This is a genomic window from Janibacter sp. FSL W8-0316, from assembly GCF_038004165.1.
Classification (GTDB): domain Bacteria; phylum Actinomycetota; class Actinomycetes; order Actinomycetales; family Dermatophilaceae; genus Janibacter; species Janibacter indicus.
On sequence record NZ_JBBOQX010000001.1, the window covers coordinates 2600003 to 2614106 of the forward strand.

Here is a 14104-nt window from a genome sequence, read left to right on the forward strand (position 1 = left end):
TGGTGCGGTCAGTGGCGGCGCGAGACGATCTCGACGACCTGGATGGCGCGGTCGGGTCCGGCGCCCAGGGCCTTGGCCCGGGCGAGGTACTCGCGGGCGGCTTCCTCGAGCAGCGACGTCACGGCCGCGCTCGCCGAGCTTGGTCGGTCAGCGACCCGGGTGCCGCCCCCGCGCCGGGTAACGACGAGCCCCGCGGCCTCGAGCTCGCGGTAGGCGCGCGCGACGGTGCCGGTCGCCAGACCGAGGTCACCGGCGAGCTGGCGCACGGACGGCAGGCGCTCGCCGGTGACGAGCTGGCCGGTCTCGATGAGCAGGGTCAGCTGGCGGCGCACCTGCTCGAAGGGGGGAGTCGGGTCGACGAGGTCGATCGTCACGACGTCGCTCACAGCGGCACCCCCACGGGCGAATGGTCGGAGCTGCCGGGTGGCGGCGCCTGCCCCGGCCGCAGGCGCGGCCCGGTGCACAGCGCGGCGAAGGTCCCGATCGCAGCCACCACCGACACGAGCGAACCCGCGCCGAAGGTGAGCTGGAGGGCTCGCGTCGAGGGGGTCGTGCAGCTGCCGCCGGAGTGCGCAACCGTCATGAGCAGCAGCAGCGGGACGAGAGTCGCCCAGCACACGAGCGCGAGGGTGAGCAGCACCGACCGCGTCGACCACCGTCGCACGGCGTCGTCGACGTCGGCCTCCTCGGCCCCTTGGGCGGGACGGGCGGCGATCGTGCGGCAGGTGACAGCGGCGGCCACCAGACCCACGAGGAGGGCGGCGGCGATCGGGATGGCGTAGTAGCTCCCGGGCCACGGGCCGCGGACCGTCGTGACGTCCCCGCACACCGTCGTCAGCGCGCGCCCGGCCCGGCCGAGGTCGTCGGCCGAGCCCATGGCCGTGCCGACGACGAGGGTCGTGGTGAGCGCGGCGACCGAGATCGTCGCGAGGGCGAGGGGGCCGGCGCCGATGAGGTCGCGCACCCGTCGGGGTCGGGCCACCGCGGTGCGCGTGAGCGTCGTCTGCCGCGGGCTGCGCAGCTCGCCGATGCACATGACCAGGAGCAGGGTCATGCCGCCGACCGCCGGAGCGAGGGCGGCGACCCGCCCCAGCGAGACGCCGGCGAGGGCGAAGAGCGCGACCGTCACGACCAGCGCGACGGCGACGGCCCAGACGAACCATCGGGTCGAGCGGCGGTGCGCGTGCACCACGGCCGCGTGCTCCGGTGCCGTGAGCGGGGCGCGCGAGCGGGTGAGCAGCCACCCGACGAGCGCCGCGAGCACCGCCACGAGGACGAAGGGGAGGACGAGCGCGATGGCCATGGCGAGCTCCTTGTATCAGATGAGTGCGACAAAACGACGGTCCTCCTCCCTTCGCCTTGTGTCAAGTGCGTGCGACAAGTTGTCGCACCTCGGTCCGTGGACGCAATTGCCTGCACGGCGCACGGATTCGTACCATCTATCCAGTGACCGGGACCCGACAGCTGCACGACATCGGGCGGCGTCGCGCCTACGCCATCTGGGGCGCCGGCCTCGCCGTCTACGTCCTCGCAGTCTTCCACCGCACCTCTCTCGGGGTCGCGGGGCTGCTCGCGGCCGACCGCTTCGACATCAACGCCAGCCAGCTCGCGACCTTCACCGTGCTCCAGCTCGCGGTCTACGCGGCGATGCAGGTGCCGGTCGGGGTGGCGCTCGACCGCTTCGGCTCGCGTGCGCTGATCATCAGCGGCCTGGTCTGCATGACCGTCGGGCAGCTGTGGTTCGCCGTCGCCGACAGCTTCGCCATGGGCCTGGGGGCCCGGGCCCTGGTCGGTGCCGGCGACGCGATGGTCTTCACCGCCGTCCTGCGGCTGGTCGCCGTGTGGTTCCTCGTGCGGCAGGCGCCGGTCATCACCCAGATCACCGGCATGATCGGCCAGATGGGCGCCGTCGCCGCGGCCGTCCCCCTGAGCGCCGCCCTGCACGGCATGGGCTGGACCCGCACCTATGCGCTGGCCGCCTCGCTCGGCGTCATCCTGCTCCTCGGTGCCTTCGCGGTCATCAAGGACTCGCCCTACGAGCGCGGCGAGGTCGAGCGGATCAAGCTGCGCGCCCTGCGGCACAGCCTCACCGAGGTCTGGCGCGACCCCGGCACCCGGCTCGGGCTGTCGGTGCACTTCACCTCGCAGTTCGCGCCCACGGTCTTCGCGCTGCTGTGGGGCTACCCCTTCCTCGTCTCGGGGCAGGGGCTGTCACCGACCACGGCCTCGACGCTGCTCACCCTGATGACCTTCGTCGCGCTCGTCGCCGGTCCGACGATCGGGCGCTGGACCGGCCGCAACCCCTACTACCGCTCGGTGGTCGCGCTCGGCGTCGTCGGGGCGATCGCCCTGGTGTGGGCGGTCGTCCTCGCGCTGCCGGGCCGGGCGCCGCTGTGGCTGCTCGTCGTCCTCGTCGCCGTCACCGCGGTGGGCGGCCCCGGGTCGATGATCGCCTTCGACCTGGCCCGCACCTTCCACCGCAGCGACCGGCTGGGTCGGGCCTCCGGCGTGGTCAACATGGGTGGCTTCGTCGCCTCGCTCGTGACGATGGCCCTCATCGGCCTCGTCCTCGACCGGCTGGCCCCCGGCGGCCCGTCGACCTACACCCTTGACGACTTCCGCATCGCCATGAGCGTCCAGTTCCTCCTCTGGGGCTTCGGCGCCTGGATGATCTGGCGCTACCGTCGGCGCAGCCTCGACCGCGTCGCGCAGAGCCCGGGCGCCATGGACGCGTTGCGTCGGGGTGAGGCCCTCCTGCCCGGCATCTCCCGGGACCACGAGGAGTGACAGGCGAAGGGGGTCAGAGCCCGGCGAGCAGCTGGCGCGAGATGACCAGCCGCTGGATCTGGTTGGTCCCCTCGAAGATCTGGGTCACCTTGGCCTCGCGGAAGTAGCGCTCGACGGGGAAGTCCTGGGTGAAGCCGGCGCCACCGAGCACCTGGATCGCCTCGGTGGTCACCCGCATCGCCGCGTCGGTCGCGACGAGCTTGGCCACCGCCGCCTCCTTGCCGAAGGCCCGCCCCGCGTCGCGCAGCCGGGCTGCGTGCAGGTAGGTCGCGCGGGCACTCGTCACCGCGGCCTCCATGTCGGCGAGGAGGAAGGCCAGGCCCTGGTTGCTCGCGATCGTCCGGCCGAACTGCTCGCGCTCGCTCGCGTAGCGGGCCGCGACGTCGAGGGCCGCCTGGCCCAGGCCGGTCGCCACGGCGGCGATGCCCAGGCGGCCGGCGTCCAGCCCGGCGAGCGCCATGGGCACCCCGCGCCCGAGGTCGCCGACCTGCCGGTCGCCGGCCACCGGCACGTCCTCGAAGATCACCTCGCGCACGGTGTCGCCGTGCAGGCCCATCTTGCGCTCGGGGGTGCCGAAGGACAGGCCCTCGGCGTCGGCCGGGACGACGAAGCAGCTGACGCCGCGGCCCCCGTCGTCGCTCGTGCGGGCGAAGGTCGTGTAGTAGTCGGCGTGACCGGCGTGCGAGATCCAGGCCTTGCGGCCCCGGATGCGCCAGTCGTCGCCGTCCGGGGTCGCCCGGGTGGTCATCGCGCCGATGTCGGAGCCGGCGAGCGGTTCGGAGAGGGCGTAGGCGCCGAGGGTCTCGCCCGAGAGCATGTCGGGCAGGAGCGCTGCCTGCTGCTCGGGGGTCCCGTAGGTGTGGACGGCATAGGCCGTCAGCGAGTGCACCGAGACGCCGACCGCGACGGCCGCCCAGGCGGAGGCGATCTCCTCGACGACCTGCAGGTAGACCTCGTAGGGCTGGCCGCCACCGCCGAGCTCCTCGGGATAGGGCAGCGAGAGCAGCCCCGCCCGCCCGAGGGTGCGGAAGACCTCCCGCGGGAAGACCTCCTCGGTGGCCGCGCGCGCCTCGACGTCGTCCACCTGGGGTCGCAAGGTCTTGTCGCAGATCGCCCGGGTGAGCTCGATGAGATCGTCACCGATGTCCGTGGGCATGAGCCTCGTTGCTGCCATGCGGGCCACTCTAGGAGGTGCATCGGGGAGGTGGTCGGCCGCGTGGATGAGGGGGAGGTGAGGGGTCCGTGAGAGATCCTTCAGAATCGCCCTTCGGGCTGGTCCCCGGGCTCGGTGCAGGGGATGGTGGACGACATGAAGAACATCGGCCGCCCCGCCCTGATCGCCCTGACCGCGGCACTCGCCGTGGGTGTCTCCGCCTGTGGCGAGTCCGACCCCGCCCCGGGTGACGACGCCACGACGACGTCGAGCGCCGCGCAGACCTCCGACGAGACCTCTGCCGACCAGACCTCCTCCGACGACGCCACGAGCGAGACCGCCCCGGCGAGCAGCTCGGGGTCCGACACGTGGCACGCGGCGATCGAGGCGGCCGAGCAGGAGGCCGACGGCACCGCCTACGAGATCGACGACCAGGACGACGACGAGACCTGGGAGGTCGACGTGGCGAAGGGGAAGACCTCCTCCGAGGTCCAGGTCGCCGCCGACGGCACGGCCCGGGTCGAGGACGCCGACGACGACCTCGACGACGACGACCGCGCCGGCCTGGCCGCCGCGAAGATCACCCTCGTCGAGGCGATCGAGGCCGCCCTCGAGGAGGCCGACGGCTCTCTCGACGACGCCGAGCTCGAGAAGGAGGATGGCCAGCACTTCTGGCAGGTCACCGTCGACACCGCCGACCGCAACGAGGTCGAGGTCCGCGTCGACGTCACCTCGGGCAAGGCGACCGTCGAGCAGGACGACGACAACGACGACGACAGCTGACCGGCCTACGGTGGAGGGGTGAGACCTCCCTTCGCCCGTACCGCCGCGACCGCCACCGCCCTCGCGCTGGCGGTCGCGGCCTGCTCCGCCGAGGAGTCGCCGACCCCCTCGTCGGACCCTGCGACCTCGTCGAGCTCCACCCCCACCCCGACCTCCAGCAGCGCAGCCGCACCCGCGGCCGAGGTCACCGGCGCGCCCGCGGCGCTCACCTCCGCCGTGGCGAAGAAGTACGGCTCGGCGACCCTGCGCGGCAAGGCCTCGCTCGGCACCTGGCGCGGCTCGAAGGTCGCCGTCGTCACCGCCGGCGACGACGTCACCCTCGCCGTCCAGCCCAAGGGCCGCCAGGGCTGGAAGGTCGTCGGCGGGTGGTGGCCGAGCCTCGGCGGGACCCGCGGCAAGGCCGACCTCGGTGGGGCCAGGCACGTCCTGGTCATCGGCTCCGACGCGCGCCCCGGCCAGGACGTCGAGCGCTCACGCGCCGACGCGATCCAGCTCCTCGGGGTCGACGGCACGGGCGGCGCGGGCCTCATGGGCTTCGCCCGCGACCTGTGGGTCCCGATCCCCGGGCACGGACAGGGCAAGCTCAACTCCTCGATGGTCTTCGCCGGGCCGAGCGGGCAGACCGAGTCCGTGAGCAGCATCAGCGGCATCGACGTCGACGGCTACGTCGTCACCGGCTTCGAGGGCTTCGAGGCGATCGTCGACGAGCTCGGTGGGCTGAACTTCATCGCGCCCGAGGCGATGGACTCGCACCTGTCCGGCGGCCAGGTGAAGAAGGGCTACAACCACCTCGACGGCCGCGAGGCGCTCGCCTGGTCCCGTGAGCGCAAGTCACTGCCGGGTGGCGACTTCGACCGCTCCCGTAACCAGGGCCTGCTCCTGGCCTCCGCGGCGATCCAGGCGCGGCTGCGCGGGCCGGGCTCGATCCCCGAGGCGCTCACCGTCATCGACGAGCACGCGAGCAGCAACCTGTCGGCGCAGGACATGCTCCTCGTCTCCGCGGCCTTCTTCCGGGTCGATCCCACCCGGGTCGGCACGGCGGTGGCCCAGGGCCCGACGGGCATGCAGTCCGGGCAGTCGATCGTGCGTCTGGACGAGGACTCCCGCCGGGCCTTCCGCGACTTCCGCGACGGCCGGCTCAGCTGAGCGCCCCGGCGTGCGCCGGGTGCACCCGCACCTGCGTCGCCTTGACCGAGACCCACACGCTCGCGCCCGGCCGCAGGGGCACCTCGGTCAGCGCGGCGGGCGTGATCTCGGCGCTCATGACGAAGGGGGACTCCAGCCCCACGCGCACCCGGCCCGCGTGGGCCTCGACCCGGGAGACCCGACCCGGCCAGACATTGCGCGGGGAGCCCTCGGGCCGGTCGCGGTGCAGGGAGACCGCGTCGGGGGCGAAGGTCACCCAGCAGTCGCCGGTCACGTCGTGCGGGCCGGTGGCGACCACCGTGCGCGCCCCGGTGTCGTCGCGGGCCTGCGCCCCGGACCCGGAGCCCGCCCGTGCGCGCACGAGGTTGACCCCGGCCAGGTCTGCGGTGAACCCGCTGCGCGGTCGGTCGAGCACGGCGCGCACCGGGCCGTGCTCGACCTGCTCGCCGAGGACCGTGAGGGTGTCGTCGGCGCCGTCGCAGACCGTGAGCACGTCGAGGACGTCGTGGGTGGCCAGCACGACGACGAGGTCGTCGCGCTCGTGGGTCACGTCGGACAGGACCGCCCGCATCTGCGGTGTCGCCTCGACGTCGAGGGCGGCCAGCGGCTCGTCGAGCAGCAGCGCCGCCGGCTCCGCAGCCAGGGCCCGGGCGAGGGCGACCCGGGCGGCCTGGCCGCCGGAGAGCCCACCGGGTCGCCGGTCGGCGAAGGCGCTCATGCCCACGACCTCGAGCCAGTGGTCGGCGAGCGCCCGGGCCGCTCGTCGACCGTGACCGAGGCTGCGGGGGCCGAAGGCGACGTTGTCCCGCACGCCAAGGTGGGGGAAGAGCTGCGCCGCCTGGCTCATCAGCACGACCCGGCGACGGTGCGGCGGCACGCCGTCGAGGCTGCGGCCGCCGAGGACGATCCGGCTCCTGTCGGCCGGGGCCAGCCCGGCGATGACCGACAGCAGCGAGGACTTGCCGGCGCCGTTGGGCCCGGCCAGCGCGTGCCGCCCCGCCGGCAGGGTGAGGTCGACGTCGAGCCCGCGCTGGGCCCAGCGGGCGGTGACCTGCAGACTCACGCCGGTCCTCCCTTCGTCGTCCGGGCGTAGACGCCACCGACGATGAGCGTCGCGAGCACGACGAGGACGAGCGAGAGGGCGATGGCGGCGTCCTGGTCGACCTCCCGCTGGAGGTAGATTTCGAGCGGCAGCGTGCGGGTGCGGCCCTGCGCGGACCCGGCGAAGGTCAGCGTGGCGCCGAACTCGCCGAGCGCCCGGGCGAAGGCCAGCACCGAGCCCGACAGCAGCCCCGGTCCGACGAGCGGGAGGGTGACCCGCGTCAGGCGGCGCCACGGGCTCGCACCCAGGGTCGCCGCGGCCTGCTCCTGGCGTGGGTCGAGGCAGCGGACGGCGCCCTCGAGCGAGAGCACGAGGAAGGGGAGCGCGACGAAGGTCTGTGCGAGGACGACCGCGGTGGTCGTGTAGGAGATCGTCACGCCCGCGGCGACGAGGTGCTCGCCGAGCAGGCCCCGGCGACCGAAGGTCGTCAGCAGGGCCAGACCGCCGACGACCGGTGGCAAGACGAGCGGGACGAGGACGAGCGCCCTCAGCACGGACCGACCCGGCCAGCGGCCCCGGGCGAGCAGGATCGCGAGCGGGGTACCGAGCAGGATGCACAGCAGGGTCGAGACGACGGCGGTGCGCAACGACAGCAGGAGTGCGTCGAGCGACGCCTCGGAGGTCAGCAGCGGCCAGAGCGACCCGACGTCGACGGAGGTGAGCAGGCCGAGCAGCGGGACGACGACGACGAGGACGGCCCCCGCCGCCGGGACCCACAGCCAGGCGGGTGGTCTCACGGGGTGCCGAAGCCCTTGTCCTGCAGCACCTTTTGCCCTTCGGGGCCGGTCACGTGGGCGACGAAGTCCTCGGCGAGGTCAGCGGCGGCGGCGTCGGTGAGCGTCGCGATCGGGTAGCTGTTGACGACCTCGTCGGCGCCCTCGGTCTCGACGGTCTCCACGTCCTCGCCCGCGGCGGTGGCATCGGTGACGTAGACCAGACCCGCGTCGGCCTCGCCGCTGCTCACCTTGGTCAGCACGTCGGTCACCTTGGACTCCTCGCTCGCCGGGTCGAGCGTGACGCCCTGCTGCTCGGTGAGAGTCGTGGCCGCGGCCCCGCAGGGGACCTGCTCGGCGCACACGACGACGGCCAGGTCGGGGTCGGCGAGGTCGTCCAGCCCGCTGATCTTCTTCGGGTTGCCGGGTTCGGTGATGATCGTCAGCACGTTGGTGGCGAAGATCTGCGGGTCCTCGACGGAGTCGGCGACCTTGTCCATGTTGGCCTCGTCGGCCGAGGCGAAGACGTCGATCTGCGCCCCGCCCTCGATCTGCGTTGCGAGGTCGGAGGACCCGGCGAACTGGTACTCGACCTCGACGCCCTCGTGCTCGGCCTCGAAGTCCGTGGCGATCTCCTCGAAGGCCTCGGTGAGCGAGGCGGCGGCCGCGACGTGGATGGTGGTCGTGCCGTCCTCGCCGCCCGACCCGTCGCCGGAGTCGGAGCCGCACGCCGCCAGGGCGAGGGCCAGCGCGGCGACGGTCGTGGTCGTGAGGGTGCGACGGCTCATGCGGGGCTCCCCGGGGTGGCGATGACGACATTGGTCGACTTGATCGACGCGACCGCGACGACGCCCGGCTCGAGGCCGAGCTCGTCGGCGGCCTCGCGCGACATGAGCGAGACGACGCGGAAGGGGCCGGCCTGCAGGCTCACCTGCGCCATGACCCCGTCGCGCAGGACCTCGGTGACGATGCCGCGCATGCGGTTGCGGGCGGACTCGTCGCGCACGCTGCCGATGGCCGGTGGCTGGGCGATCTCCTGCGCCAGCCGGGCCAGGTCGGCGCCGTCGACGAGGACGGGCCCCGCTCCCTTCGTCGCCGTGAGGCGCCCGCCGTCGATCCACCGTCGGATGGTGTCGGGGGAGACGGCGAGCAGCTCGGCCGCCTCGGACACCCGCATCTGCGTCATGAGAGGAACGTATCAGCCGCAGATGCAGCACAGTGGTCGCATTGCCGTAGGGCAATGCGACTTCGGGCGCGGGTCAGTCGGTGGGCAGGTTCTGCGGGCCGAAGGGGGTCGGTCGCCCGATCTTGGCCGTCACAGAGTCGCCGGAGGAGCGGCCGGTGAGCCGGCGCTGCACCCACGGGCCGGCGTAGGAGACGGCCCACCGCGCGCGCTCCGCACGGCGCTGCGCAGCCGTGACCGGCGGCGCAGCGGGCAGCCGCTCGTCCCACCCCTCCCGCGCGCCGAGGCCGAGCGCCGCGAGAGCCGCCTGGGTGAGCCGCTGGTGCCCCTCGGTGCTGGGGTGGATGCGGTCCTCGCCCCACATGCGCGGGTCGCGCATCGACTGCATGCCCCACAGGCCGAGGACGTGCGCCCGGTGCCGGGAGGCGATCGTGTAGAGGTTGGCCGTGTGCACCGCGTGCCGGGTGCGCAGGGCGGAGAAGAGTCCCGCCCCGCGCGGGTCGGTCGGGGTCGCGAGGAGCACGTCGGCGCCGGTCGCCCGGATCCGCGCGACGGCCTCCTCGAGCCGGGCGGCGATGGCGTCGAGGTCGACGCGCGGCCGGAGGATGTCGTTGCCGCCGCCGACGATCGACACGAGGTCGGGGGCCATCGTCATCGCCTCGTCGAGCTGACGACCGACGACGTCGTCGAGCTTGCGGCCGCGGATCGCCAGGTTGGCGTAGTGCAGCTCTTCTCCGCCGGTGCGGCCTGCGAGCTCGGCCGCGAGCCGGTCGGCCCAGCCGATGAAGCGGCCCTCGTGGCGCGGGTCGGTGTCGACCATGCCCTCTGTGAAGGAGTCGCCGATTGCGACGTAGCGGCGCCAGGGGTGCTCGGCGGGGACGGTCGGGTCGGTCACGGCAGGCTCCAGTCGATCGGGTCGGCGCCCTGGCGGGCGAGCAGCTCGTTGGTGCGGCTGAAGGGCCGCGAGCCGAAGAAGCCGTTGCGGGCCGACAGGGGAGAGGGGTGGGCGCTCTCGACGCGCGGCACGTCGCCGAGCGCCGGGGCGAGGTTGCGGGCCTGACGGCCCCAGAGGATCGCGACGAGCGGTCCGCCGCGGGAGGCGAGGACCTCGATCGCCCGGTCGGTGACGGTCTCCCAGCCGCGGCCGTGGTGGCTGCCCGGTGCGCCCGGCCGGACCGTGAGGCAGCGGTTGAGCAGCATGACACCCTGCCGCGCCCATGGGCTGAGGTCGCCGTTGGTCGGCTGGGGGATCTTGATGTCGTCGACGAGCTCCCGGTGGATGTTGGTCAGCGATCGCGGCAGTGGCCGCACCTCGGGTGCGACGGCGAAGGACAGACCGATCGCGTGCCCGGGCGTCGGGTAGGGGTCCTGGCCGACGACGAGGACCCGCACCTGCTCGAGCGGGATGGTGAAGGCGCGCAGCACGTGCTCGCCCGCCGGCAGGTAGCCGTGGCCGGCGTCGAGCTCCGCCCGCAGGACGTCGCCCATCGCGGCGATCGCGGGTGCCACCGGCTCCAGTGCCTGTGCCCACGACGGGTGGACGAGCTCGGTCAGCGGTCGCGTGGGCACGCCCCCAACGTACGACGATCCCCCCGGCGCAGGGGTGCCGGGGGGATCGTCGCGGTGCGAAGGGGGATCAGCAGGTGGCGCTCGTCGGCGGCACCGGGGCGCCGGCCAGGTCGTGCAGCTCGATGCGCACGGCGTGCTCGATGAGCGGCGCGATGAACTCGGGGTGGGTGTTGGTCGGCTCGATCCGCTCGCGGGCGGAGGCGACCATGGCCTCGATGCGCTCGCAGGCGACCTGGGGGTAGCGCACGCACAGGTCGGCAGCGATGTTGGCGGCGACGTGGTCGACGTTGATCGTGAACATGTGGGCCTCCTGGTGGGCCGGGTGAACCAGACGGTGTGCCTTGGTGAACAAAAGGTTAACAGAAGGTGGACGACGTGGTGAAGTGCGCGGCGCGCCTAGAGTGCACGCGTGCACGGATTCGCTGACGACAACATGTCCCTCGCCGAGCTGGCGCAGACGGTTCTCGACTACTCCCGCGAGCGGCTCGAGCTCGACCCGGTGCCGCTCGACCGCACGCTGACGCCCGCGCAGCTGCAGGAGCAGGCCGGGCAGACGATCACCCGCGACGGCCTGGGCGGTCAGCAGGCGATGGACCTCTTCGCCGAGGTGCTCGCGCCGGCCTGCCTGTCGGTCGACCACCCGCGCTACCTCTCCTTCATCCCGTGCGCCCCCACCGAGGCGGCCGCGATGTTCGACCTCGTCGTCGGGGCGAGCTCGATCTACGCCGGGTCGTGGCTCGAGGGCTCCGGTGCCGTCTACGCCGAAAATCAGGCGCTGCGCTGGATCGCCGACCTCGTCGGTCTGCCGGAGTCGGCGGGCGGCGTCTTCGTCCCCGGCGGCACGATCGGCAACCTCTCCGCCCTCGTCGCCGCCCGCACCGAGGCGCGCCGCACCGCAGCCCCGGGGCAGCGGCCCTTCCGGGTGGCGACGACCCACGGCGCGCACTCGTCGATCCAGTCGGCGTGCGACGTCATGGACGCCGAGCTGACGACCGTCGAGCCCGACGAGCGAGGCCGGCTCACGGGGGAGCGGCTGCGCGAGGTGCTCCTGGCCAACGGGCCGGAGACCTACTTCGCGGTCGTCGCGACCGCGGGCACGACCAACTTCGGCATCGTCGACGACCTCGAGTCGGTCGCGCAGGTCTGCCGCGAGCTCGGCATCTGGTTCCACGTCGACGGTGCCTACGGCGGCGCGGGCCTGGCGGCACCGTCGGTGCGCCACCTCTACGCGGGCATCGAGCACTGCGACAGCTTCATCGTCGACCCGCACAAGTGGCTCTTCGCCCCCTTCGACTGCTGCGCGCTGATCTACCGCAACCCCGCGGCGGCCCGCAATGCCCACACCCAGCACGCCGGCTACCTCGACGTGCTCACCGAGGCGACCGACTGGAACCCCACCGACTACTCCGTCGGCCTGACTCGGCGGGCCCGCGGGCTGCCCTTCTGGTTCTCCCTCGCCACGCACGGCACGCAGGCCTACAGCGACTCGGTGGAGCAGACGCTGCGCGTCGCCGCCTTCGCAGAGGCGGAGGTCGCCCGTCGTGACGACCTCGAGCTCGTCGGCGAGCGCTTCCTGTCCGTCCTCGTCTTCCGGCGCAAGGGCTGGACCGCGGCCGACTACCAGGCGTGGTCCGACCGGATCCTCGACGAGGAGTTCGCCTTCGTCGTCCCGACCAACCACGACGGCGAGACGCTGGCGCGCTTCGCGATCGTCAACCCGCAGACGACGACGGAGGACATCGTCGCGATCCTCGACTCCATGGGCTGAGTGTGCTGTGACGGGTGGGGCGAAGGGGGCGCGAGTGACCCCCTTCGTCCGCGCTGTCCAGCCGACACGCCGAAGGGAATGACAGGCGTGTGATTACGCCGGTACAGTGCGACGCGTGAACCTCGCAGACCAGACCGCCGCGCCGACCCCCTCGGTCCCGCTCTCGGACCGCGACCGCGAGATCCTCGCCTTCGAGCGCCAGTGGTGGAAGTACGCCGGCTCCAAGGAGCAGGCGATCAAGGAGCTCTTCGACATGAGCTCCACCCGCTACTACCAGGTGCTCAACGCCCTGATCAACAACCCCGCGGCCCTCTCCGAGGACCCCATGCTCATCAAGCGTCTGCGCCGCCTGCGCGACCAGAGGCAGCGCACCCGTAGCGCCCGCCGCCTCGGGTTCGAGGTCTGAGCGCCGCTCCAGATCACAGATCGGTCTCGGATTCGCGTCCGCGCCAACCGGAGCCGCCCCGGCCACGTCTGACTCCACGGGAGGGACGCCGAGGGCGGCTCCGGTGCGCAGGGGGTACCGGAGCCGCCCTCGGACTTGGCAGGGTGGGGCCATGAGCGACATGGACTGGAGCACCCCCGAGGGCCTCGCCGCGATCCGCGCCCACCTCGCCGAGCGCCTCGACGGCTGGACGCCGCCGGTGGCCTGGGCCGTGGGCATCACCCCCGCGACCAGCGACCCGGACGTGCAGTTCCCGCACGTCAACCTCCCCGGCGGCAGCCACGGGCTGGCGGCCGTCGTCCTCGCCTCCGTGCTGCGGCACGACGGCGCCACTGCCACCCTCGACGTCTCCGTCGACCAGCTGCAGGCAGCCGTCGAGGGACTCGAGCCCGCGCGGGCGTGCACGACCGTCGAGCACCCCAACCTCGGCGCCTGGCGCGGACTGCTCACCGAGGCCCGCGACAACCCGGCCCGTGAGCTCGTGGCGGTCTTCGTCGCCGACGTCGACGACCCGGTCTCCTCCGACGCCGACGGCGAGATGCGCGCCGGGTTCGAGGGGCTGCACCCGCGCGCCTGACCACCGCCCGCCGGTCGACGCAACCGTCCGCCCCCCTTCGTGCGTCTCTCGTTGTGAGGGTCGTCACCGTCGACGACCCCATGACAGACAGGGGAGAGACATGAAGACCACGACACGCACACTGCTGGTGACCGCCGCATCCGTGGGTCTCGTCGCCACCGGGGCGAGTGCCCAGGCCGCGCCGGCCGACGCGACGCGCGTGCTCGCCGAGCACGTCACCGTCCGGGTCATGCTCGACGGGGCGATGAGCGGGGCGCGGGGCAACCAGCACCGGTTCACCTACCAGACCGACACCGAGGGAATGCCGTGGCCGGCCTCAGCCATGAAGATCACTTCCTTCTTCTGCCCGACCGGCGCCACCGTCACCCAGACGTGGCAGTCGAGCCGGTGCACCCACCGCAGCACGAGATACCTGCGGCCCCGGAGCGCCGACTACCGGGTGAGCTCGACGATGCGCTCGGCCGTGGTGGACGGGACCCTCGTGTCCGGTAGCCGGCTCTTCGCCGCTGACCTGACGCTCTTCGCCGACGGCGCCCAGCGCACGAGCAACCACGGTGGGGCGGTGCGCCGTGAGGTCGACGCCAACGTGTCCGGCACCGTCGGCGGAGCCCGGGTGCGGTGGAGCACCCGAGGGGAGGCCTGGATCCACCGCTACGAGACCGTGCGCTGAGGTCACCCACGAACCCACGACCACGGAGTGCGGCCGGTTGGCCGCACTCCGTCGTCCGCCACGGCGTTTGCACTCGCTCGGTGAGAGTGCCAATAATGGGCCTTAGCACTCTCCTTGTGAGAGTGACAGTCCTGACCGGTCAGGTGAGGGGCGCGATCGCACGGTGACGTGAGCCGGGTGGTCGCACTCCGTCCGTCGCGGGCACCCC

17 protein-coding genes are annotated in these 14104 nt (G+C 73.0%); 7 read left to right on the top strand and 10 right to left on the bottom strand.

The genetic code is table 11. The features are described from left to right. Window positions 1-8: 8 nt before the first annotated feature. Complete coding sequence (locus NYE39_RS12815) at window positions 9-386, bottom strand: GntR family transcriptional regulator (RefSeq protein WP_192911363.1); 378 nt, start codon at window positions 384-386, stop codon at window positions 9-11. Further along, window positions 383-1303, bottom strand: a complete 921-nt coding sequence (locus tag NYE39_RS12820; RefSeq protein WP_192911364.1) for a hypothetical protein — start codon at window positions 1301-1303, stop codon at window positions 383-385. The genes NYE39_RS12815 and NYE39_RS12820 overlap by 4 nt, the downstream gene beginning before the upstream one ends. Before the next feature lie 143 nt (window positions 1304-1446). Between NYE39_RS12820 and NYE39_RS12825 the strand changes: the two genes are divergently transcribed. Beyond that, the gene (locus tag NYE39_RS12825) at window positions 1447-2787 is read left to right on the top strand and encodes an MFS transporter (protein ID WP_341012897.1); all 1341 of its coding nucleotides are present in this window, start codon (window positions 1447-1449) and stop codon (window positions 2785-2787) included. Between the two features lie 13 nt (window positions 2788-2800). Here the strand turns inward: NYE39_RS12825 and NYE39_RS12830 are convergent, their stop codons facing one another. Next, a complete protein-coding gene (locus NYE39_RS12830; RefSeq protein WP_084451422.1) occupies window positions 2801-3961 on the bottom strand; it encodes an acyl-CoA dehydrogenase family protein in 1161 nt (386 codons plus the stop codon). Window positions 3962-4096: 135 nt separating this feature from the next. Between NYE39_RS12830 and NYE39_RS12835 the strand changes: the two genes are divergently transcribed. Continuing rightward, window positions 4097-4723 (top strand): PepSY domain-containing protein, encoded by a 627-nt coding sequence (locus NYE39_RS12835; RefSeq protein WP_192911366.1) that lies wholly within the window; start codon window positions 4097-4099, stop codon window positions 4721-4723. 18 nt (window positions 4724-4741) lie between these two features. Then, window positions 4742-5869 (top strand): LCP family protein, encoded by a 1128-nt coding sequence (locus NYE39_RS12840; protein WP_192911367.1) that lies wholly within the window; start codon window positions 4742-4744, stop codon window positions 5867-5869. Here the strand turns inward: NYE39_RS12840 and NYE39_RS12845 are convergent. The 7 genes from NYE39_RS12845 to NYE39_RS12875 form a co-directional block, all read right to left on the bottom strand. Beyond that, complete coding sequence (locus NYE39_RS12845; RefSeq protein ID WP_072623584.1) at window positions 5862-6932, bottom strand: sulfate/molybdate ABC transporter ATP-binding protein; 1071 nt, start codon at window positions 6930-6932, stop codon at window positions 5862-5864. The genes NYE39_RS12840 and NYE39_RS12845 overlap by 8 nt on opposite strands. Next, window positions 6929-7708, bottom strand: coding sequence for an ABC transporter permease (locus tag NYE39_RS12850; RefSeq protein ID WP_192911368.1), 780 nt, complete (start codon window positions 7706-7708; stop codon window positions 6929-6931). Before NYE39_RS12850 ends, NYE39_RS12845 begins: the two co-directional genes overlap by 4 nt. Further along, window positions 7705-8472 carry a molybdate ABC transporter substrate-binding protein gene (gene modA, locus NYE39_RS12855; protein ID WP_341012898.1) on the bottom strand — a complete coding sequence of 256 codons (768 nt, stop codon included), beginning with the start codon at window positions 8470-8472 and terminating at the stop codon, window positions 7705-7707. The genes NYE39_RS12850 and modA overlap by 4 nt, the downstream gene beginning before the upstream one ends. Next, entirely contained in the window at window positions 8469-8870 is a 402-nt protein-coding gene (locus NYE39_RS12860) for a TOBE domain-containing protein (RefSeq protein WP_072623587.1), read from the bottom strand. Before NYE39_RS12860 ends, modA begins: the two co-directional genes overlap by 4 nt. A gap of 73 nt (window positions 8871-8943) precedes the next feature. Further along, window positions 8944-9762 (bottom strand): SGNH/GDSL hydrolase family protein, encoded by an 819-nt coding sequence (locus tag NYE39_RS12865; RefSeq protein ID WP_341012899.1) that lies wholly within the window; start codon window positions 9760-9762, stop codon window positions 8944-8946. Further along, window positions 9759-10436 carry a uracil-DNA glycosylase gene (locus NYE39_RS12870; protein ID WP_341012900.1) on the bottom strand — a complete coding sequence of 226 codons (678 nt, stop codon included), beginning with the start codon at window positions 10434-10436 and terminating at the stop codon, window positions 9759-9761. The genes NYE39_RS12865 and NYE39_RS12870 overlap by 4 nt, the downstream gene beginning before the upstream one ends. 67 nt (window positions 10437-10503) lie before the next feature. Further along, window positions 10504-10737, bottom strand: coding sequence for a three-helix bundle dimerization domain-containing protein (locus NYE39_RS12875; protein WP_072623590.1), 234 nt, complete (start codon window positions 10735-10737; stop codon window positions 10504-10506). A gap of 108 nt (window positions 10738-10845) precedes the next feature. Between NYE39_RS12875 and NYE39_RS12880 the strand changes: the two genes are divergently transcribed. The 4 genes from NYE39_RS12880 to NYE39_RS12895 all read left to right on the top strand — a co-directional run bounded on the left by NYE39_RS12880 (window position 10846) and on the right by NYE39_RS12895 (window position 13896). Beyond that, complete coding sequence (locus tag NYE39_RS12880; RefSeq protein ID WP_341012901.1) at window positions 10846-12204, top strand: pyridoxal phosphate-dependent decarboxylase family protein; 1359 nt, start codon at window positions 10846-10848, stop codon at window positions 12202-12204. Window positions 12205-12310: 106 nt separating this feature from the next. Next, the gene (locus NYE39_RS12885; protein ID WP_094078806.1) at window positions 12311-12610 is read left to right on the top strand and encodes a DUF3263 domain-containing protein; all 300 of its coding nucleotides are present in this window, start codon (window positions 12311-12313) and stop codon (window positions 12608-12610) included. Window positions 12611-12761: 151 nt separating this feature from the next. Beyond that, entirely contained in the window at window positions 12762-13226 is a 465-nt protein-coding gene (locus NYE39_RS12890) for a hypothetical protein (RefSeq protein ID WP_341012902.1), read from the top strand. A gap of 100 nt (window positions 13227-13326) precedes the next feature. Then, complete coding sequence (locus NYE39_RS12895) at window positions 13327-13896, top strand: hypothetical protein (protein ID WP_341012903.1); 570 nt, start codon at window positions 13327-13329, stop codon at window positions 13894-13896. Window positions 13897-14104: the final 208 nt, after the last annotated feature.